Source organism: Priestia sp. LL-8, from assembly GCF_036227845.1.
Taxonomy (GTDB): Bacteria; Bacillota; Bacilli; order Bacillales; family Bacillaceae_H; genus Priestia; species Priestia zanthoxyli.
In genome coordinates this window covers 1-17,500 of sequence record NZ_JAZAQH010000003.1, presented here as the reverse complement: position 1 = coordinate 17,500, position 17,500 = coordinate 1, and the positions used below count along the sequence as shown (strand labels likewise).

The following is a 17,500-nucleotide window of genomic DNA, read 5'->3' as shown; positions in this document are numbered from 1 at the left end:
CATCGCTCAACGGATAAAAGCTACCCCGGGGATAACAGGCTTATCTCCCCCAAGAGTCCACATCGACGGGGAGGTTTGGCACCTCGATGTCGGCTCATCGCATCCTGGGGCTGTAGTCGGTCCCAAGGGTTGGGCTGTTCGCCCATTAAAGCGGTACGCGAGCTGGGTTCAGAACGTCGTGAGACAGTTCGGTCCCTATCCGTCGTGGGCGTAGGAAATTTGAGAGGAGCTGTCCTTAGTACGAGAGGACCGGGATGGACACACCGCTGGTGTACCAGTTGTCTTGCCAAAGGCATCGCTGGGTAGCTATGTGTGGACGGGATAAGTGCTGAAAGCATCTAAGCATGAAGCCCCCCTCAAGATGAGATTTCCCATAGCGCAAGCTAGTAAGATCCCTGAAAGATGATCAGGTTGATAGGTCAGAGGTGGAAGCGTGGCGACATGTGTAGCTGACTGATACTAATCGATCGAGGACTTAACCAAACTTTTAAAAGCGTAAGCTTTACTCAGCCAACTGTTATCTAGTTTTGAGAGAGCAATCTCTTGTCTGGTGGCGATAGCGAAGAGGTCACACCCGTTCCCATACCGAACACGGAAGTTAAGCTCTTTAGCGCCAATGGTAGTTGGGACTTTGTCCCTGTGAGAGTAGGACGTTGCCAGGCAATGAATAAAACCCCTTATGAGTCTCTTGTAAAGAGCATAGGGGTTTTTTATTTGAAATAGTTTATTATGAGTATTCAAAATAACGCTTATTAACGCGCTTATATAGATTCTTTGGAGGATTAGCTCAGCTGGGAGAGCACCTGCCTTACAAGCAGGGGGTCGGCGGTTCGATCCCGTCATCCTCCACCATCGTGCCGGTGTAGCTCAACTGGTAGAGCAACTGACTTGTAATCAGTAGGTTGGGGGTTCAAGTCCTCTTGCCGGCACCATTTATATCGGAGGGGTAGCGAAGTGGCTAAACGCGGCGGACTGTAAATCCGCTCCTTCGGGTTCGGCAGTTCGAATCTGCCCCCCTCCACCATCTTTATTGGGCTATCGCCAAGCGGTAAGGCAACGGATTTTGATTCCGTCATGCGTTGGTTCGAATCCAGCTAGCCCAGCCATAGAGAGCCATTAGCTCAGTTGGTAGAGCATCTGACTTTTAATCAGAGGGTCGAAGGTTCGAGTCCTTCATGGCTCACCAGTTATATTTACACGCGGGTGTGGCGGAATTGGCAGACGCGCTAGACTTAGGATCTAGTGTCTTATGACGTGGGGGTTCAAGTCCCTTCACCCGCATCTTAATTTAGATAAATGCGCGGAAGTAGTTCAGTGGTAGAACACCACCTTGCCAAGGTGGGGGTCGCGAGTTCGAACCTCGTCTTCCGCTCCATATATATATTGGCGGCATAGCCAAGTGGTAAGGCCAAGGTCTGCAAAACCTTTATCACCGGTTCAAATCCGGTTGCCGCCTCCACGTATAAGTCCTGCCGGGGTGGTGGAATTGGCAGACACACAGGACTTAAAATCCTGCGGTAGGTGACTACCGTGCCGGTTCAAGTCCGGCCCTCGGCACCATTTTAATAAGCGCCCGTAGCTCAATTGGATAGAGCGTTTGACTACGGATCAAAAGGTTAGGGGTTCGACTCCTCTCGGGCGCGCCATAAACGGGAAGTAGCTCAGCTTGGTAGAGCACTTGGTTTGGGACCAAGGGGTCGCAGGTTCGAATCCTGTCTTCCCGACCATTTATGGGGCCTTAGCTCAGCTGGGAGAGCGCCTGCCTTGCACGCAGGAGGTCAGCGGTTCGATCCCGCTAGGCTCCACCATACAGTACACGGAGGAATACCCAAGTCCGGCTGAAGGGATCGGTCTTGAAAACCGACAGGGGTGTTAAAGCCCGCGGGGGTTCGAATCCCTCTTCCTCCGCCATTTTCTATTTTGGTCCCGTGGTGTAGCGGTTAACATGCCTGCCTGTCACGCAGGAGATCGCGGGTTCGATTCCCGTCGGGACCGCCACTTTAAAATATGCGGGTGTAGTTTAGTGGTAAAACCTCAGCCTTCCAAGCTGATGTCGTGAGTTCGATTCTCATCACCCGCTCCAAATCCAAGTAAAGGGCCTATAGCTCAGCTGGTTAGAGCGCACGCCTGATAAGCGTGAGGTCGGTGGTTCGAGTCCACTTAGGCCCATCATGTTTTATAGTAATTGAATTTAACTTATAAATTGATACTGGCCCGTTGGTCAAGCGGTTAAGACACCGCCCTTTCACGGCGGTAACACGGGTTCGAATCCCGTACGGGTCATCAAAAAAGCAGTTTGCATTTGCAAACTGCTTTTTTATTTCTATTAAATAAAATTAGGAGGAGATTGAATAAGAAAAGCGAAATAAGCTGTGGTAGCTTCTGCCGTAGGTTTAGTTATTTAGTTAGCGACTCCATTAGCTCTACCGAATTTAGGAGGTTCTTCTGGATCAGCAGAAGCTGCTGATGTTGAAGGAGACGTAACGGAAAAAGCGTTCTTTGAATCTGCTCAATAGTACAATGTAATGGTACTGGGTCTTTAGAGATGATTCGAACAAACAGGTGATGACCAAAAAACGGTCAACTTTCATAGACCTTAACCGAATGGACTCTTCTGTAACGAGAAACAATGTTTAAAGATCTCCACCATTTTATGTATTAATAACTTAAAACCTTAAATAAAATACTCTCCTTAATATAAATGCCTTTATAAAAGTTGTGCTAATCTCTTTTCTTAATTGCTGAAAATTTGTATCTAATCCCCCCATTGTGTGTAAAACAAAAGTTAAATTCCTTACAGAGCGTTTCTCTGCACGTTAAAGACATATAATTTAATGTTTTTTATTAATAAATGCTGTAATTAAATAATCTCTGCATAAATTTAGACCTTTCTTCTTATCACATTAATTTAATAGGGGATATAATATCAATTTCCTATGTATTGTTCATGACATAGTTATTTGGCTAATGTTTAAATCACTAAGGAAATACTTCTATACATTTAATAAATATATAAAAGGAAAGTTCGTAAAAGTATACTTTTACGAACTTTCCTTTTATATAAGAAATCTACTGTTTTTATCGTTCGTTTAAGTAAGAAAAGTAATTACGAACGTTCTCTTTATCTAATACACTTTTACGAACGTTTTTGGTAGAATAAAAAGAAGATAGACACAAAAGGGAGTATAAAAATGGAAAATAGAAAATTTGGATATATCCGTGTAAGCAGCCGAGATCAAAATGAAGGACGACAACTTCAGTCCATGGAAGAAGTGGGCATTTCTCCTCGAGATATTTTCATGGATAAACAAAGTGGAAAAAATTTCAATCGAGAACAGTACCAATTACTAAAACGAATGATTCGTAAAGGAGATATTCTTTACATTCATTCACTAGATCGTTTTGGTCGTAACAAAGAAGAAATTTTACAAGAGTGGAATGCTATTACGAAAGAAATTGAGGCAGACATTGTTGTCTTGGATATGCCTTTGCTGGATACGACTCAGTATAAGGATAGCTTGGGAACCTTTATTGCAGATTTGGTTCTTCAAATTTTGTCCTGGATGGCGCAAGAAGAACGAGATCGTATTCGTAAACGCCAGCGAGAAGGAATTAATGCTGCGCTGAAGAGTGGTATATCTTTTGGCCGTCCTAAAGCCCAAGTTAGCCAAGATTTTATTGAGGCTTATAACCGTTGGAAACGAAATGAAATTACAGCCGTACAGGCAATGAAGGAAGCGAATGTAAAAAAGACAACGTTTTATAAATTAGTAAAACAACATGAGGATGCAATGAATATGTAAACTGTTTAAGCTAGTTTATGTTTTACCTTTAGAGCTTTGAAATAAATATTATTCTTTGTGTCAAGTTATCTTTTATTCCACATTCTTCTATATACTAATTTATCTATTAATCTCGTATTAAAACAATGAAAAAAGGAAACACTATTTTTAAAAGAGAAATGATAAAGGGGTTAATCGTTTATGGAAAATAATATATCCAACGAAATGAGTCAAATTGAAAAAAATATATCTGATGAAATATTAGCTGAATTGTTTTTAAGTCAAGTAACGAAACAATTCAAAAGAGGTAAAATTCTTGAAGAGATTGATCAGTCCTTAAAGAATAAAGACAAAGAAGCTTTTTTGCGTTTAACGGATGAACTAAAATTTGTATCTTAGTAAATAATTAGAAATAGGAAGTCATTATATAAACAAACCAGACTGAGTATCTTTCATAAGAGGTTAAGAACACAATTATTATGGTTTAGCTTCAATATAAATGGGATAATGAGCAGGAGAATATATTTCTATTAAGATTAGTAAATAAGCAAGCATGCAGCAGATCATAATTGCTCCTGTTACTAAAGCGCAACGAAGAAATTTCTTCATTATTTTATGTCTTTGAAACTTATTAAAGTTAAGAATGTTACTCATAAAATCCTCCCTTTCCGGATTGATGGAGACATATTGTAAAAAGAAGATAAAACTATCTTCCTTAAAGATCAAAGGAATAGTTTTATCTTTTAATGTAACACGATCATACGTACTAAGAAATAGTAAGTTGTGAGATGAAGGAGATAATATGTTATAAAAAGTAAACTTATACAAATGAAATAATAAATGCAGCTTTTCGCTAGTTATATAAGCTGGCGATTTTTGCATTTTGAGAATGGAAAGTTGCCTAAGGTTACCCTACCTACTCTTAATGTAGTCTTCTTTATTCCTCAAGCTATTGAACGCGAGTTTTTATGGTTTGCAAAGTAGCTATATTATTTTGGACTGTTAAATTTAATTCATAGTATCCTCTCTCGCTGGATATACATGCATAGTCCCCTGAACATCCAGTTACAAAAAACGAGGTATTAGGAAAGTTAGGATTGATTGTAACTGAGTTAGCAAAAAATTTATGTGCATGATGAGTGAAAATCGCTAAAATTTTGTTCCTTACGTTAGAGGGTATAGCATTAAAAAACATGTTTGTCTGCATTTGAGTCATAACATGATCACCATGTATTTCCGTAGTTATACCTGGAACTCTCAAAGGCCAATGAAAATCAATAATGTAATAATAGTTAGGATCTAAGTTACTTAGCAAGTTTAAGCTATCCTGGCTAAATACCCCGCCTCGACCATTATCTAACCAAACATGACGCACCAACCCTTGTGTTCCAGGAATAACTCTATAGCCAGTTAAATAACGATTGATGTACTGTCGAAATAAAGCTCTACTGTTATTTCTATTAGTAGCCTCCCAGTTTCCTATAGAAGATCTGAAGGGAATTGATCCTAAAACATTATTTAAAATATTAGTGAACTGTTGGTAATATGTTTCAGCTACTTGTATTGAAGAAGCACCTAAAGCGTGTACATCATCTCCACCAAATATAATATATCGTTTATTACCATTGTTCACTACTCTTTGCAAAAGGGTATTAAACATACTTTGACTGTTTAAAAAACCTACATGACTATCACCTACAACTGCTAAATTAACTGTAGTAGCTAGTGGGAGTCCTGGTTGATTTTGAACGCAGTCATTTTCTCTTTTACCTTTATCGTTCTTAATTATTTTTACCACCCTTTCTGTCTATTGTTCTTGATATATTATTCATTAGATCAAGGAATGCTTGTACGATGATAAAAATGCTTCTTTATTTAAGAGAAGTAAAATAATAAATATTTTCTTTTTAAGCATGTCCAAACTCTTTTTGATTGGTAGCATATTCTGTTAATATAAATACCTTTTTAAAAAGGGGAACATAACATTGCTAACGAATAGTAAACAAAATTTAGAGAAATCTATTCAAAAAAATCAAGATAAAGAGTTCTTACAATACCTTCCACTACAAATTTATAGAGAAATAGCTTTTGCAGTCCCTATCCCCCAAGGCATCTCTGACTTACCACCAACTATTTTCTTTGATATTTCCAAGCAGTTTACTCCAGACCAGGTACAAAAAATTCAAGACACTATTAAAGGTGTATTATTTAACTGGTCGTTGCATCTAACACAAAAATGGAACAATGGATTTAATAATGGTGTATCACAATTGGCTGATTGCACGAACACATATGCGGTGAAAAACTTACAGCCTTTACGCTATTTTGGTGTTAATGTTACAGACGGAAAACAGGCCACAGATTTAGCTATGGAACAATTGACAGAAGTCATTAAAGACAATGGGCTTCGCCGATCCCAAAGAGCTAGGATAGATTGGATATACACCCCTTCTCCTATAACAATACAATTACCACCGACAGTCACTAAGACTCAAACTCCGTTATCTATGATTGTTAATGTATATCAACTCCAACAACCGAATGTAACTGCCGGCCTGCTTATAGGCTCTATGTTTCATGCTTGGCTCCATAGGGGCGGTTACGACGACCCTAAAGTTACAAATTATTTTATTTCTGAATGTCCAATGTGCGTTATGAGAAGTTATCAACCCAAAAAGCCCAATGTACCCGATAGTTTGTTCTATAAATATTTTAATTAAATCAACTAGTTTAAAAGTAGTGCATGATATATACAAAACGAAAGATTATAAACCAAACTATTAGCACTTAAAGAATGTTTAAAAAGGATTTTTTCCTATAATTTCACTTTTGTATTTAATATTTTTTACAACTAGTACAATTCAATTCACTATTTAATATAGTAGGTCATAAAAAAGGAGAATTCTGTTGAACCTAAAAGAAATTAAGGGATCATACGATGTAATTGTTAGCTTAGGCAGTGCTTGTAATCCTGCAATGGAATTAAAACGCTTAAATTTAAGGACATTCTCTGGACCACTAGACTGGAGTGTATCTCTATCACTTTCTGATGTTAATAGGTTACTGAAAAATAAATTCAGCAATTTTATGGAACTTGAAAACATGCAACTAACTGATGGAGCGTTTGCATTTGTCGATGATGGGGTCTTAATTGAAGGGGTGCAATCTTATTTAATAGAGGATACTCATTATAATATTATTTCAGTCCACGATTTCCCAATCATTCCACATCAACATTGGAGTGCCACATACACCTCCTATAAAGAAAAACTTACAAATCGAATTAATCGTTTTATAGAAAAAATCACAACCTCTGAATCTGTTTTATTTATTAGATGGGCTGCTACCTATGAGCAATCTTTAGAATTACAAGCAATTTTAGAACAGATTGTTAAAGGTAATTTTAATATTCTTATTCTATGCCCTGAAGAAGGATTCAAGGGTGTAAGTGAAATTAATTGGGGAATTGATAAAGTATGTGCAGTCAAAGTACCGAGACTCCCTAATGACTTGGAAACATGGAATTATGTTTTAGAAGGTATAACATTAAGTTCTAGAAAACAATAAAATGAAAGCATAAGAAGAGTTTCAAAATAAGAGAAGCAACCTCATACCTAATGGCATTGGAGAGAGGTTGCTTTTTTATGATTCACACTCGTCGAAGAATGAATAACACAGCAAGTAAATAATAATGTTATTTTTACATAATGTAACATAAAAAAATAATATTACAATAAATACTGTGTTTTTAAGTATGAGCATATGTATAAAAAGTGCGCTTTTTATACATTCGGCTTTTATTCACCTCAAGATAAAACGCTGATGTATCAAGGATGTATAAAAAGCTGCATAAAGTAAGTCGTCATATTATCTTAAACCCCTTGTGCCATAAGGGGTTCTTTTTGTGATGTCTTCCGGAAAGAGACATTATGTTAACTAACTTTGTATATGATATACATATTTTTAATAAAGGTAAGTGCTTTTGGGACAAGCATACAAGCTAAATAAATAAAAATTAATAAACTATTAAAGTAGATAATTTCTACATTGTTATAATTTTAACTTTTGGAATTTAAAAGGGAGTTATTAGCTTGATATCAATATATGTTAAGGATACTCAAAAATATGGTAGAGGAATGTATGCTTTACGTGATATCAAAAAAGGGGAACTTATAGAAATATCTCCTGTTATAATTTCACCGAAAAATGAGTGGAAGTATTTGAAAAAAACTGTAATGTCAAATTATTGTTTTCATTGGGGAGAAACAGGTGATGATACAGCAATTGTTTTAGGCTATGGTTCCTTATTCAATCATTCATATTCTCCAAATTGTATTTATTATTCCAATGAAAAGAATTCAACAATAGAATTTTATTCTATTGTTGACATTAAGAAAAATGAAGAAATCACTATAAACTATAATGGTGAACCTGAAGATCAGTCTCCTTTATGGTTTAACGTCATTTAATAAAATTCTGTATTCTTATATACATTTAAGAAAGTGGTGAATATATTGCCTAAGAAAAGAGGTAAAAAGCGCCCAGATAATCAAGGATGCAACATTGCTATTTGCCAAGTGTTATCTAAAAATTTTAATGTAACTAAAAATTTTGGATGGAGGTTAGTGGTTGAGATTGAAGGGTCTTCTGGTTTTAATGACATGTTTACTATAGCATCCGTAGATTTAACTAAATGCCAAGTCTCTATTGAAAAAAATGGAATTAATGAAATATTATCATGTAAGGAATTGGAATCCTTTGTATCTTATGAAATACAAAGAGATACTGGAGTAACTGGTGGTGTTATTTCTATTCCTTGTAATATTCTCTGTAATTTATTAAAGTTTAATCTTGATCAACAAAATAACAATGGTTGGGGAAAAGCTGATGCTTTTACAATCTTCTTCAATGGTCTTCCTCCTGTAGTATTAACAGAGGTTGATTTAGCTAGGTGTGAAGTTACTGTTAACGAGGATCCAATTACGCGTAGTTGTGCAGATATTGCTAATACTTGGACAAGCTTTCAAATCCATCAATAAATTTTTAAACTTTTAAGAAATAAAAAGGAATCCTTATTATATAAGGATTCCTTTTTATTCATTCCAGATAGAGATAATTATATTAATTAAAAGATTATAAATTGCTTACCAAAAAGCTATATTCTTTCTTTTAAAAGAAAAAATGTAGCTTTTAAACGCATGAACTCCTATATGGATCACAAGAACCATTATATTCAGATCCTGGAGTTTCATTAGACATGATTAAAACCCAATAATGTTTATACTCTGAATTTGGATTAAAAAAGTAGCCAGCACCTATACGAGTAAAATTTGAAGCGTAATTTGGATCTATAATCCATGGGGAATGGCCTGGACTTTTTAACCACCCCTGTAGAACTTCATTTGCAGTTTCATAACCAAATGATCCAAGCTCTATGGGATAAAAAAGGTATTTAGCAGCTCTAGCTTGATCTAATGGAGAACCTAATCTAGGGCTAATGTGAGATCTTGGAGATCTCTCACTGAAATATGGATAATCGTCAGAGGACCAATCAATTGCTTTTGCTCGGGCTAACTCCATAAGAGTTGGACTAATTTGTAAATCGTTCATACCATGATTAAATCGTTCCTGATTTATTAATGCTATTAACCCATCTACAAGATAATTCGATTGAAGCGCTTGATTATTGTTACTTAGTCGTCTGTTATTTTGTTGAGGTGCTTGTACAAAAAATGAGGGTGGGTTGGGAAAAAGGTTTATTTTTTGGATCTCTCTAAGCTGATTAAAATTATTTTCTAAGTCATTATTCAAATGAGTTTTGAAATTTTTGTGATGTTTTTGTTTTTTTCCTTTTTTCAATTAACTAATTCAACTCCTTTAATTTTTCTATTTAAACTAATTTTGAATACTTCTTCTGTATACATAATGACGTAGCTTGTCTTAATAGTATTTGTGATGTTTTTGATTCTATATAATATATTCATTAATAGAAAAACCTCTTGTATCTTTTTCCTATTTAGTTTTAAAAACTATTTTTAAAAAAGGAATTTTTTGCATAAATAAATTGACTTAGAATTTTATTTATTTTATATTTTAATTAATGGCACGTAATTACGTGCCATTAATTAAAACCTTGAGGAGATTATATGGGAAGAGTAAGTGCAGATAAAAGAAGACTCACGTGTGATATTCCAGAGGATCTACACAAAGAACTACGTCTTTTAGCCGTTCAAAATGACACAACAATTACAAAGTATGTGCAAGCTTTGTTAGAAGAACACGTGCAGTCTTTTGACAAAGAAAAAGAGAAAAAGAATTAAAAAAGAAAAGGGCACTTCCTCTGCAAAGGAAGCACCCCATGTAGAACTTAATATGGACTTTCATTATAACATGGGTTGCCCTCAAAAAATAGGAGGGTCTTATCATGGATCAAACCGAAAAACTGTTAATAGGTATCGAGAATATTTTGAGTGTGGCTTCTGATTTAGTACAAGAAATGGATCGTCTCAAACGTGTTGAAGAAGAATGTCAAATGCTTAAAGAAAAACTTTTTTTGAAACAACTTACGTCATCAGAACAAGACGTTTTTGCTCTTGCACTTGATGGCTATTCCATTACAGAAATGCAAGATATTTTGTTCAAAGAAGAGAGTACAATTAAGAATCAGAGACGCAGCATTCTACAAAAATTAAACGTTTCTTCGATGAAAGAAGCAATCGATTTTTATAAAAAAACTACCCAGACTTCTTCTCGAAACTTCACAAATTCTCATCAAGAAATCTTTCAAAAAATAGTTAAAACTTCATAAAAGTTGAGGGTACTTTCAGTGGACAGTAGGTCAACATTTGCAAAAAGGTGTAAGATTTCATATCGACACTAGGTCAATATTAGGTGCTTTTTTTACTTTTTAGGTCAACAGCAGGTCGACAGACTGGAAGTTTTCGTGGTACCACTTTTTTTGAGGTGAAAACGTTGTTTTGCTGGGCTTTGCCCAGCATATCACAGCCATGTGATATCAAAAACCCCTTATGCTCTTCTCTACTCTTACTGGAAATTTTGCAATTTTATAGAAAAGGAATGATTTCATGGATATCTTTTTACGAAATATTGATGCGGTTGCTATGCAAAAAGTTGATGAACTAGCCAAAGAAAATGGGATGTCTCGCCAAAAGTTTTTGAAAGAACAATTCGAAGTATTAGCTTTTTTTGATGAACAAGTAGCAAGAGAAAAAAGATTAGAAGCGATCATTGACCAGAACATCGAAATGATGAAACAATGTGCGATATCAATTGAAAAGATGAACGACATGATATATGAACTGATGGGAGATGTAGAGGAGTAATGGAAACACAACGACGTATGATTACACTTGATAAAGAAACAGATCAATACATTCAAGATTATATGGCTGAACATAAACTTCGTTTCCCAGGAGAAGCGATTATGGATATCTGTAAAAAGTATCGAGAAGAAAAAAAGAAAGAATGGTCGTTAGATTATATAACGGAAACGGTTAGTGAAAATCTCAATGATGCATTAAAAAGCGAACTAAAAAAGATTCGATTAGGAACAAATAGTGCGGATAAGAATACACAAATTCTTATCGAGTTCATGAATGGATTATATTTTCACCATGGCTATGATGCGATTATGACAACGGATCTTCTAGAACTAGAAGTAACTAAGCTTGCTAAAAAAGTTGTAGGAGAGCGTATTGTGAATCAACGACAAAAACGGCTGGATAAGGAATACCCTAAAAGCTAAAATAGCCTTTAAGGCTAGCTGGGTAGGCTTAAGCCTACCTTTCCTTTTAGTAAACGAGGTGAATATAGCTTGATATGTAGTTATTGTGGGACAGAAGGATTAGAAGATAGCTGCTCTTTTTGTGGGGCTCATTTAAATATAAAAAGACCAACACTAAAAGAATTTGTGGTCTTAGAGGACGTTGAAAAGCCTTTTAATGAACTTTCATGCTTTCATACGTATGATTTGTTGGTTTTGCTGCGTTTGGTACGTAAAGAAAGGACAAAGGCTTATGATTTAATGCTAAGGCTTAAAAAGGATGACAAGAGCCCTCAAATTATTCAAATAACACGTAACTATTTAAAAGACCTATATGAACCTTATACAAAGCGTATGAAGCTTACATGGCTATATTAATTAAATGAGACATAATCCCTTTATCATAAAAAATTGAACTAACTATATATGGGATTTGATACCGCATTTTTTTTAATAAGGTAACCTTTTCTTATATATTAAATGAAAGCTCTCTCTATTGAGAGCTTTCATTTTTATTTCTATAAATCATTTATTTGTTTGATGAAATTAGATTTTATATACTGAAACAGCTCTATATCCAACTCATTGTGCTTTTCTATTTTCTTAATGATATCAATGGGGACTTCGTTGAGCAAAGGGCGAGATTTTGTCACATTCACCTTCTTATATTTAATATTTCCCCATTTGAATTTTTTCTTTAGTAACAGAAGCGATTCGTTAAACATTTCTGTTATTCCTATTGATCCAAATTCCAGCAAGTTTTCTTTCGCTTTCTCTACGCTTAGTTGAGATTTCACCCCGCAAATTTGTTTAGTTTGGCCATTTGTAGCTTGAGGGTCCCAATCAATGTAGTCTTCAAAAGACATATGTTTCATGTTCTCTTCATAATACCCTGGATACGATTTCAAAAAATAATATAATGATATGACACGCTCAACCGGATGACGCATCATACTAAAATAAACATAGGGGTGAGAAAAAAATTCATGTATTCCATAGAAATGATGGCCGGATATAGCTTTTATGTTTTTTTTATCTTCTTCTTTTAATTGGCTAAACTGTTTATTCATCTCTTCTAAAGGAACATGATCGTATATTTCATTTTCAGAGTAGAACTTTTTAAAAATATTATTAAGTGTGGTTCCCCCTGTTTTAGGAATGTGCATAAAGATAACAACTTTTTCATCCATTTGAAATTGCACCTCTCCTCTAATTGCCTATAAGAATATCAGTTCCATAAATGGATTATTGATAAATTTTACGTATCTTTTACAATAAAAATGTTACAAAGACACACATTTCTTTTTAGGAATAATAAACCGTGGATCTTGCGTAGGAATTAGATACCGATCACATAAACAATGGAGAATTTCTAGTGGTCGATATTTATGTTGGACAGAGCAAATCAATCATTGTATATTTGATGAACGCCATCAAGATACCAATAGGCAGTTTCTACGACAGCTATGGTATTTTCATTGGGTACTTGATTCAAATAACGAAAGAAGTATCGTGCTAAGAAAAGCTTCTAGAGGACGTGGTACTCCAGGCGGATAAACCAGAGTTTATGTGTTTAAAAATAGGATGCCATCAAATGGACAAACTGTATTAGTAAAAGCTGCCACACCTGTAAATTCCCCTTCAAGAACTTATAGAATTGTTTAACAATAATAAATTTCTTCTGGCAACTAAACATAAAATCTTAAAATTTACTATTTATTCATCGAAAATAAACGATAAAAGCAGCAGGATTTTCTGTAATGCACAAAAAACCCTGCTGCTTTTATCGTTTAAGTAACGTATTAACCCCCAAAAATCTTACTCCAGAATCCTTTTGGTTTTGAATCAAGATTTTCTTGGGCGGCCGCGATAAGTTTTTTTGTATCACTAATTTCACGTATGGCACTAGTCAATTTCTCATCGCGTTTCTCTAGATTGTTTTCAATGTATTTGTCTTGGTGGTCTAGTTTTTCTGTAAGTTTCTTTATAAGGCTTCCTTGTTCATCTAGTCGTTGGATAAGCGCTAATTGAAATTGCTCATCTTTTTCAGAGCGATTAAGCAACTCTTGAACTTTTTCTTCAAGGGATTGTACTTTTTTTTCAAGGTTTGATTGAACTTCCACTGTCTCCGGTACAATTTCTCCTTGAAGCCACTGGTTTATCATCTTATAGCTCCAGTTTTGCTCTTGAATTCTTTTTTTTATTTCAGTTAATAAATCGATGTTTTGTTTGTTATAGCGCCTATGCCCGCCTTCTGTTCGTTGAATTTGGAGATTGAATTCTTTTTCATATAAGCGAATAAGATCTACACTTAATCCAGTTAGCTTTACTGTGTCTTTCAAAGTATAGACTACTTCATCTTTATTTTTTTCATGCATTTTTCTAGGATTCTCCTTTCTGTATAAAAATCTAGATATACTTTGAAGTTGATATATCAGTGTTAATGGCAATTCTAGAATGCGGTTTTGCGAGATATTATTCAAGATTTATATTTCTAGTAAAATTCTATTAATTACTTTATATTCCTGTTTTTTATGTACATTTTTCTTTTTCTTTCGCTAGGCCTTTTATTCTTCCTTTTCAATTCTAGATGAAATCATAAACTTTTCAAGAGTAAAACTGTTTATTTTAAATGTAGATAGATTATATATAAAGTTCAAAAAAAAGCAACTTAAGGATCAACATTAACTCTACTCGATTAAAACTTTGTTTTAGCCAATGTCTGCAAAAAAGGAGTTTTAACTGTTAAGAAATATCTTTGTTAACAACTGATTCACATCTTTTCCTCTCCTAAAGTCCAAAGAAACTAGAGTACCTAGAAAGCTTGATATAAAATAGCTTCAGACGAATCTAGAATGTACTTTCTCTAACTTTAATTCAAGTATTTTGTGTAGCTCATTAAGTATTTTGTGTAAGATAATATAAATCCTATATACCTATATCTTCTGGATTTATTACGTTGGTTTAATGGAACTTCTTTTTTGTTTATACAATTCTTATAGAATTATTTTTCGAGTTAAAATTAATCTTAATTTTTTCTAAGTTATTTAAATTTTATAGCAAAAGCTAGAAATACAATGAACCATTGAAAATAAAGGGTTTTTAACGAATCTAGAGTGAAATTCTTCTAGATTTTAGCCGAGAATAATAAATCTAATTAAATTCTAGATGATTTTACAAGAAATTTGTTGTTATACAACCAAGACATGGCCGCCAAATTCTAAATTTGTAATGCTTGAGAAGGTTGTTTCCATCGCAATCGACTTTTTAAAACAGTTAAATTTTAAAAAGTGGATCATTAAGTTCAACTAAAGTTAAACTTAATGATTTTTTCTAAAATTAACTAAGGTGAAAATAAAATTAAGTTTAACTTGTAAAATAAAAATCACTTACATAAAAGATGTTTTGGTGAAAAATAAGTTGAACTTAATATTTTATTTTGTCTTTAGATATCGCTTAAATCTATATAAAGCATGGCGGCTGGACAATCCAAAGTAATAAATAATGTGTTCGTTTGAATATCCATCATGAATTTTGTTAAGTATACAACTGTTTCGAAAGTGAGTAGATCTTACAATTGCTTGTATGCCTGAACGTTTGACTTCTCTTTCAATCATACGTTTTGTACCGATTATACTAATCCTTTTAGGTTTATTTAAATTGTAATCATACCAATAAACCATTTTTTGAGGATGAAAAGAAATAAATAACGGATCATTTGTATAATCCTTAGGTCTAAATAACAGAGGGATTGTTAATAGGTAATCATATATGGTTTTCTTATCGTGTTTAGAAAGCTCTAAGGTGCGTTTTGATTTGCCTGTGTTTACCGTTAATGTATTCTGTGCAAAGTTAATGTCTTGTATATTTAAAGATACAACTTCGTTAATGGTAAGACCGTAACGAAGCATTAAGATGAACATGGAATGGTTACGCGGACCTATATATTTATGTATCTGCAATTGAATATCACTTAAATGTTCGTGACTTATAACTGAATCTAAAAGAATTGAAGCATCCGATTCAGTTATAAAATCAGTATCAGTTAATGCTCGTTGTTTTTTTGTTGTTGCTTGTAAAAGTCCAATATCATCTGTGAGGCTATAATACTTTAACATGCCATTTAAATGTGATGCTACACGCCTCAGATTAGCTTCTGACAAGTTTTTTTCTTTTAAATAGGTAAAGTATTCGTCGTAATATTTCTTGTCTCCTGGCAAAGTTTCTGAAGGGATATTGGGATGAGATTCATTTAACCATTCAAAAAACTGTTTTAGATCATGCTTATACATTGATATTGTAGAAGCCTTTTTTTTAGATTCAACTAAATGAGATAAGAAATCTCCAAGCAAAATAAAGTTATTCAAATAAGACACACCCGATCTTTTAGGTAAATTTAATATACTATTATTATAACAAAAATATTAAACAAGCTTACTAAAATGATTTTTTTCTTTATGTATATTAAATTTACCTAAGCGCAAAAAAAAAGACGTGTAAAAGCCATCTCTGCAAGGCAAGGTTTTACACGTCTTTTTTTCTATAGCTAATTTCTATTTAAAACTTTACTTTGTAAAAAGTTTTTATACATTTTTTTTAACTCTTTATTTTTAAAATCCTTAACAATTCTTGGTTCTAAGCCTAATTTTTCACGTTTATTATAATCTTCTTCCATATTTCGAATGACTTCTTGTAAGCCTGCTTCTTGGGCTTTTTTTATTTCTTCTTGGGTAGGTTGATCTGAACTTAGAATCAGCATTCTTTTTAATTCTTGAAACTGCAAGAGCTTTTCTTCAAATTCTATTTGAGTTCCATTTTCTTTTAAAAATGATTCTTGCTTCTCTTTTAAAGTTGCATCCTTAAGAATTTGTTCTTTATCTCTAGCTTGTGCTATAAAATCTGGAACTAATTCTTTTTTTGCACCCTTTTTAGAGTTAATGCGTTTTGATTCCTGTGAGACCTGGGCATAATCTTTTTGAATCGCTTTTACTACGTAGGAATGAGGGTGAGTCACATCTCCTGTAATCAAACGATCTTGCGTGTATCTTATATTTCTTTCTAGGTGTTCTTGTGTAAATTCTGATAAAAGCCACTCTATTTTTTCTGGCTTAACCCCTAAGCCTGCTAAATCATTCTCAAGGCTGTTTGTGTTGTCTTCTAATTTCGAGAAGGATTGATTTAATTCTAGTTTTTTCTCTTGAGTAGAGCTAGAACCATTCAATGCAGGCGAACTGGTAATAATAAATTCTATGGACGTTACTTTTCTACCAGTTTTTATTTCCACGAATTCAAAGTGGATATCCGTTTTATTATTGATTTCTTTTTGAGCTACTGCTAATACTTTACTTTTAAAATGGCCATACTGTTTATACTTAGTAGGTTCAATAGCTAAAAAATGACGTAATTCTTCAAGAGTGAGTTCCCTTTTTCGCAGACGCTCATATTGCTTAAGCAGCTCATAAATACGAATGGAATAGACCGAATTGAGTCTCACTACATTCTCTAATTGATACGATGTGAATTTTTCCTTAAGCTCTAAAAACAGATACTTTAAGCTAGGATGAAATTGTAATGTTATGTATCCTTCGTTTTCTTCATAAATAGACGTAATTACCCAGTTATAATTTCTTTGTCTGCCTTTTTCTTTTATCGTAAGAATTTTTGTTTGAAGGCCATTCACGATCTCTTTTAAGTAAGAGTAAAAACCTGTTCCTTTCTTATTGCCTACGATTTCGATAAAGTCTTTCGCACGAAATCTATAGGTCTTCAACGTTTCATCATTAGGCTGCACTTTGGATGCCATGATTAAAAGAATTCTTTGCTCTTGTAAAGACAATTTATATGTACTCTCAATGAGGATGTTTGATTTAGTTACCCAATTTTTTATATTTATACTTTCCAGATCATATGGTTGAACGACAGTCGTTTTCTTCAT

At 34.1% G+C, this 17,500-nt stretch carries 18 protein-coding genes, 17 tRNA genes and 2 rRNA genes (1 of these 37 cut by a window edge); 30 read left to right on the top strand and 7 right to left on the bottom strand.

What is annotated here, in order from left to right; translation table 11 throughout:
• The 21 genes from U9R83_RS27355 to U9R83_RS27255 all read left to right on the top strand — a co-directional run.
• Window positions 1–483, top strand: a 23S ribosomal RNA gene (locus U9R83_RS27355) (it extends 2,453 nt beyond the left edge of the window).
• Window positions 484–546: 63 nt separating this feature from the next.
• Window positions 547–662 (top strand): 5S ribosomal RNA (gene rrf / locus U9R83_RS27350).
• A 114-nt stretch (window positions 663–776) separates the two neighbouring features.
• Window positions 777–852 (top strand) — tRNA-Val (locus U9R83_RS27345).
• Between the two features lie 4 nt (window positions 853–856).
• A tRNA-Thr gene (locus U9R83_RS27340) sits at window positions 857–932 on the top strand.
• An 8-nt stretch (window positions 933–940) separates the two neighbouring features.
• Window positions 941–1,024: transfer RNA gene (locus U9R83_RS27335), tRNA-Tyr, on the top strand.
• Window positions 1,025–1,031: 7 nt separating this feature from the next.
• Window positions 1,032–1,106: transfer RNA gene (locus U9R83_RS27330), tRNA-Gln, on the top strand.
• 4 nt (window positions 1,107–1,110) lie between these two features.
• Window positions 1,111–1,186, top strand: a tRNA-Lys gene (locus U9R83_RS27325).
• Window positions 1,187–1,199: 13 nt separating this feature from the next.
• A tRNA-Leu gene (locus U9R83_RS27320) sits at window positions 1,200–1,281 on the top strand.
• A 19-nt stretch (window positions 1,282–1,300) separates the two neighbouring features.
• Window positions 1,301–1,375: transfer RNA gene (locus U9R83_RS27315), tRNA-Gly, on the top strand.
• Window positions 1,376–1,385: 10 nt separating this feature from the next.
• A tRNA-Cys gene (locus U9R83_RS27310) sits at window positions 1,386–1,459 on the top strand.
• Between the two features lie 12 nt (window positions 1,460–1,471).
• A tRNA-Leu gene (locus tag U9R83_RS27305) sits at window positions 1,472–1,560 on the top strand.
• 9 nt (window positions 1,561–1,569) lie between these two features.
• Window positions 1,570–1,646, top strand: a tRNA-Arg gene (locus U9R83_RS27300).
• A 4-nt stretch (window positions 1,647–1,650) separates the two neighbouring features.
• Window positions 1,651–1,727, top strand: a tRNA-Pro gene (locus U9R83_RS27295).
• Between the two features lie 5 nt (window positions 1,728–1,732).
• Window positions 1,733–1,808: transfer RNA gene (locus tag U9R83_RS27290), tRNA-Ala, on the top strand.
• Between the two features lie 10 nt (window positions 1,809–1,818).
• A tRNA-Ser gene (locus U9R83_RS27285) sits at window positions 1,819–1,911 on the top strand.
• A gap of 11 nt (window positions 1,912–1,922) precedes the next feature.
• Window positions 1,923–1,998: transfer RNA gene (locus tag U9R83_RS27280), tRNA-Asp, on the top strand.
• An 11-nt stretch (window positions 1,999–2,009) separates the two neighbouring features.
• Window positions 2,010–2,083 (top strand) — tRNA-Gly (locus U9R83_RS27275).
• 12 nt (window positions 2,084–2,095) lie between these two features.
• A tRNA-Ile gene (locus U9R83_RS27270) sits at window positions 2,096–2,169 on the top strand.
• A gap of 42 nt (window positions 2,170–2,211) precedes the next feature.
• Window positions 2,212–2,283: transfer RNA gene (locus U9R83_RS27265), tRNA-Glu, on the top strand.
• 908 nt (window positions 2,284–3,191) lie between these two features.
• Window positions 3,192–3,803, top strand: a complete 612-nt coding sequence (locus U9R83_RS27260; RefSeq protein WP_014462076.1) for a recombinase family protein — start codon at window positions 3,192–3,194, stop codon at window positions 3,801–3,803.
• 180 nt (window positions 3,804–3,983) lie between these two features.
• Complete coding sequence (locus U9R83_RS27255; RefSeq protein WP_014462077.1) at window positions 3,984–4,181, top strand: IDEAL domain-containing protein; 198 nt, start codon at window positions 3,984–3,986, stop codon at window positions 4,179–4,181.
• Window positions 4,182–4,259: 78 nt separating this feature from the next.
• On the opposite strand, the gene U9R83_RS27250 is transcribed toward U9R83_RS27255, so the two are convergent.
• Complete coding sequence (locus U9R83_RS27250; RefSeq protein WP_158307790.1) at window positions 4,260–4,436, bottom strand: hypothetical protein; 177 nt, start codon at window positions 4,434–4,436, stop codon at window positions 4,260–4,262.
• A 295-nt stretch (window positions 4,437–4,731) separates the two neighbouring features.
• Window positions 4,732–5,580, bottom strand: coding sequence for a hypothetical protein (locus tag U9R83_RS27245; protein ID WP_014462079.1), 849 nt, complete (start codon window positions 5,578–5,580; stop codon window positions 4,732–4,734).
• 187 nt (window positions 5,581–5,767) lie between these two features.
• Between U9R83_RS27245 and U9R83_RS27240 the strand changes: the two genes are divergently transcribed.
• The 4 genes from U9R83_RS27240 to U9R83_RS27225 all read left to right on the top strand — a co-directional run bounded on the left by U9R83_RS27240 (window position 5,768) and on the right by U9R83_RS27225 (window position 8,821).
• Window positions 5,768–6,502, top strand: a complete 735-nt coding sequence (locus U9R83_RS27240) for a hypothetical protein (RefSeq protein WP_014462080.1) — start codon at window positions 5,768–5,770, stop codon at window positions 6,500–6,502.
• A gap of 187 nt (window positions 6,503–6,689) precedes the next feature.
• Window positions 6,690–7,349: a DUF1796 family putative cysteine peptidase gene (locus U9R83_RS27235; protein WP_042992644.1), complete on the top strand. Its 660-nt coding sequence runs from the start codon at window positions 6,690–6,692 to the stop codon at window positions 7,347–7,349.
• A gap of 524 nt (window positions 7,350–7,873) precedes the next feature.
• A complete protein-coding gene (locus U9R83_RS27230) occupies window positions 7,874–8,251 on the top strand; it encodes an SET domain-containing protein (RefSeq protein ID WP_226701776.1) in 378 nt (125 codons plus the stop codon).
• A gap of 45 nt (window positions 8,252–8,296) precedes the next feature.
• Window positions 8,297–8,821, top strand: a complete 525-nt coding sequence (locus tag U9R83_RS27225; protein ID WP_208732812.1) for a hypothetical protein — start codon at window positions 8,297–8,299, stop codon at window positions 8,819–8,821.
• Window positions 8,822–8,972: 151 nt separating this feature from the next.
• Here U9R83_RS27225 and U9R83_RS27220 read toward each other — a convergent pair whose 3' ends face one another.
• Window positions 8,973–9,641 (bottom strand): CAP domain-containing protein, encoded by a 669-nt coding sequence (locus U9R83_RS27220; protein ID WP_014462084.1) that lies wholly within the window; start codon window positions 9,639–9,641, stop codon window positions 8,973–8,975.
• A 287-nt stretch (window positions 9,642–9,928) separates the two neighbouring features.
• Here U9R83_RS27220 and U9R83_RS27215 point away from each other — a divergent pair, with 287 nt between their 5' ends.
• The 5 genes from U9R83_RS27215 (at window position 9,929) to U9R83_RS27195 (ending at window position 11,943) form a co-directional block, all read left to right on the top strand.
• On the top strand, window positions 9,929–10,102 hold the full coding sequence (locus U9R83_RS27215; RefSeq protein WP_014462086.1) for a hypothetical protein: 174 nt from the start codon (window positions 9,929–9,931) through the stop codon (window positions 10,100–10,102).
• A gap of 104 nt (window positions 10,103–10,206) precedes the next feature.
• Window positions 10,207–10,590, top strand: a complete 384-nt coding sequence (locus tag U9R83_RS27210; protein WP_014462087.1) for a response regulator transcription factor — start codon at window positions 10,207–10,209, stop codon at window positions 10,588–10,590.
• 277 nt (window positions 10,591–10,867) lie between these two features.
• On the top strand, window positions 10,868–11,125 hold the full coding sequence (locus tag U9R83_RS27205; RefSeq protein WP_014462089.1) for a hypothetical protein: 258 nt from the start codon (window positions 10,868–10,870) through the stop codon (window positions 11,123–11,125).
• Window positions 11,125–11,547, top strand: a complete 423-nt coding sequence (locus tag U9R83_RS27200; protein ID WP_209369618.1) for a hypothetical protein — start codon at window positions 11,125–11,127, stop codon at window positions 11,545–11,547. The genes U9R83_RS27205 and U9R83_RS27200 overlap by 1 nt, the downstream gene beginning before the upstream one ends.
• A 69-nt stretch (window positions 11,548–11,616) precedes the next feature.
• Window positions 11,617–11,943, top strand: coding sequence for a hypothetical protein (locus U9R83_RS27195; protein WP_014462091.1), 327 nt, complete (start codon window positions 11,617–11,619; stop codon window positions 11,941–11,943).
• Between the two features lie 140 nt (window positions 11,944–12,083).
• On the opposite strand, the gene U9R83_RS27190 is transcribed toward U9R83_RS27195, so the two are convergent.
• From U9R83_RS27190 to U9R83_RS27175, 4 genes are all read right to left on the bottom strand, one after another.
• Entirely contained in the window at window positions 12,084–12,755 is a 672-nt protein-coding gene (locus tag U9R83_RS27190) for a sulfotransferase family 2 domain-containing protein (protein ID WP_014462092.1), read from the bottom strand.
• Window positions 12,756–13,367: 612 nt separating this feature from the next.
• Window positions 13,368–13,943 carry a MerR family transcriptional regulator gene (locus U9R83_RS27185; protein ID WP_014462093.1) on the bottom strand — a complete coding sequence of 192 codons (576 nt, stop codon included), beginning with the start codon at window positions 13,941–13,943 and terminating at the stop codon, window positions 13,368–13,370.
• A gap of 1,056 nt (window positions 13,944–14,999) precedes the next feature.
• The gene (locus tag U9R83_RS27180; protein ID WP_258873748.1) at window positions 15,000–15,941 is read right to left on the bottom strand and encodes a tyrosine-type recombinase/integrase; all 942 of its coding nucleotides are present in this window, start codon (window positions 15,939–15,941) and stop codon (window positions 15,000–15,002) included.
• Window positions 15,942–16,111: 170 nt separating this feature from the next.
• On the bottom strand, window positions 16,112–17,500 hold a 1,389-nt coding region (locus tag U9R83_RS27175; protein WP_014462095.1), incomplete at its 5' end, for a replication initiation protein.

Excerpts from the sequence above, each read along its gene's own strand:
- U9R83_RS27200 (WP_209369618.1), top strand. The coding sequence starts at position 11,125 with ATGGAAACACAACGACGTATGATTACACTTGATAAAGAAACAGATCAA.
- U9R83_RS27250 (WP_158307790.1), bottom strand. The coding sequence starts at position 4,436 with ATGAGTAACATTCTTAACTTTAATAAGTTTCAAAGACATAAAATAATG.
- U9R83_RS27190 (WP_014462092.1), bottom strand. The coding sequence starts at position 12,755 with ATGGATGAAAAAGTTGTTATCTTTATGCACATTCCTAAAACAGGGGGA.
- U9R83_RS27205 (WP_014462089.1), top strand. The coding sequence starts at position 10,868 with ATGGATATCTTTTTACGAAATATTGATGCGGTTGCTATGCAAAAAGTT.
- U9R83_RS27215 (WP_014462086.1), top strand. The coding sequence starts at position 9,929 with ATGGGAAGAGTAAGTGCAGATAAAAGAAGACTCACGTGTGATATTCCA.
- U9R83_RS27260 (WP_014462076.1), top strand. The coding sequence starts at position 3,192 with ATGGAAAATAGAAAATTTGGATATATCCGTGTAAGCAGCCGAGATCAA.
- U9R83_RS27185 (WP_014462093.1), bottom strand. The coding sequence starts at position 13,943 with ATGCATGAAAAAAATAAAGATGAAGTAGTCTATACTTTGAAAGACACA.
- U9R83_RS27255 (WP_014462077.1), top strand. The coding sequence starts at position 3,984 with ATGGAAAATAATATATCCAACGAAATGAGTCAAATTGAAAAAAATATA.
- U9R83_RS27210 (WP_014462087.1), top strand. The coding sequence starts at position 10,207 with ATGGATCAAACCGAAAAACTGTTAATAGGTATCGAGAATATTTTGAGT.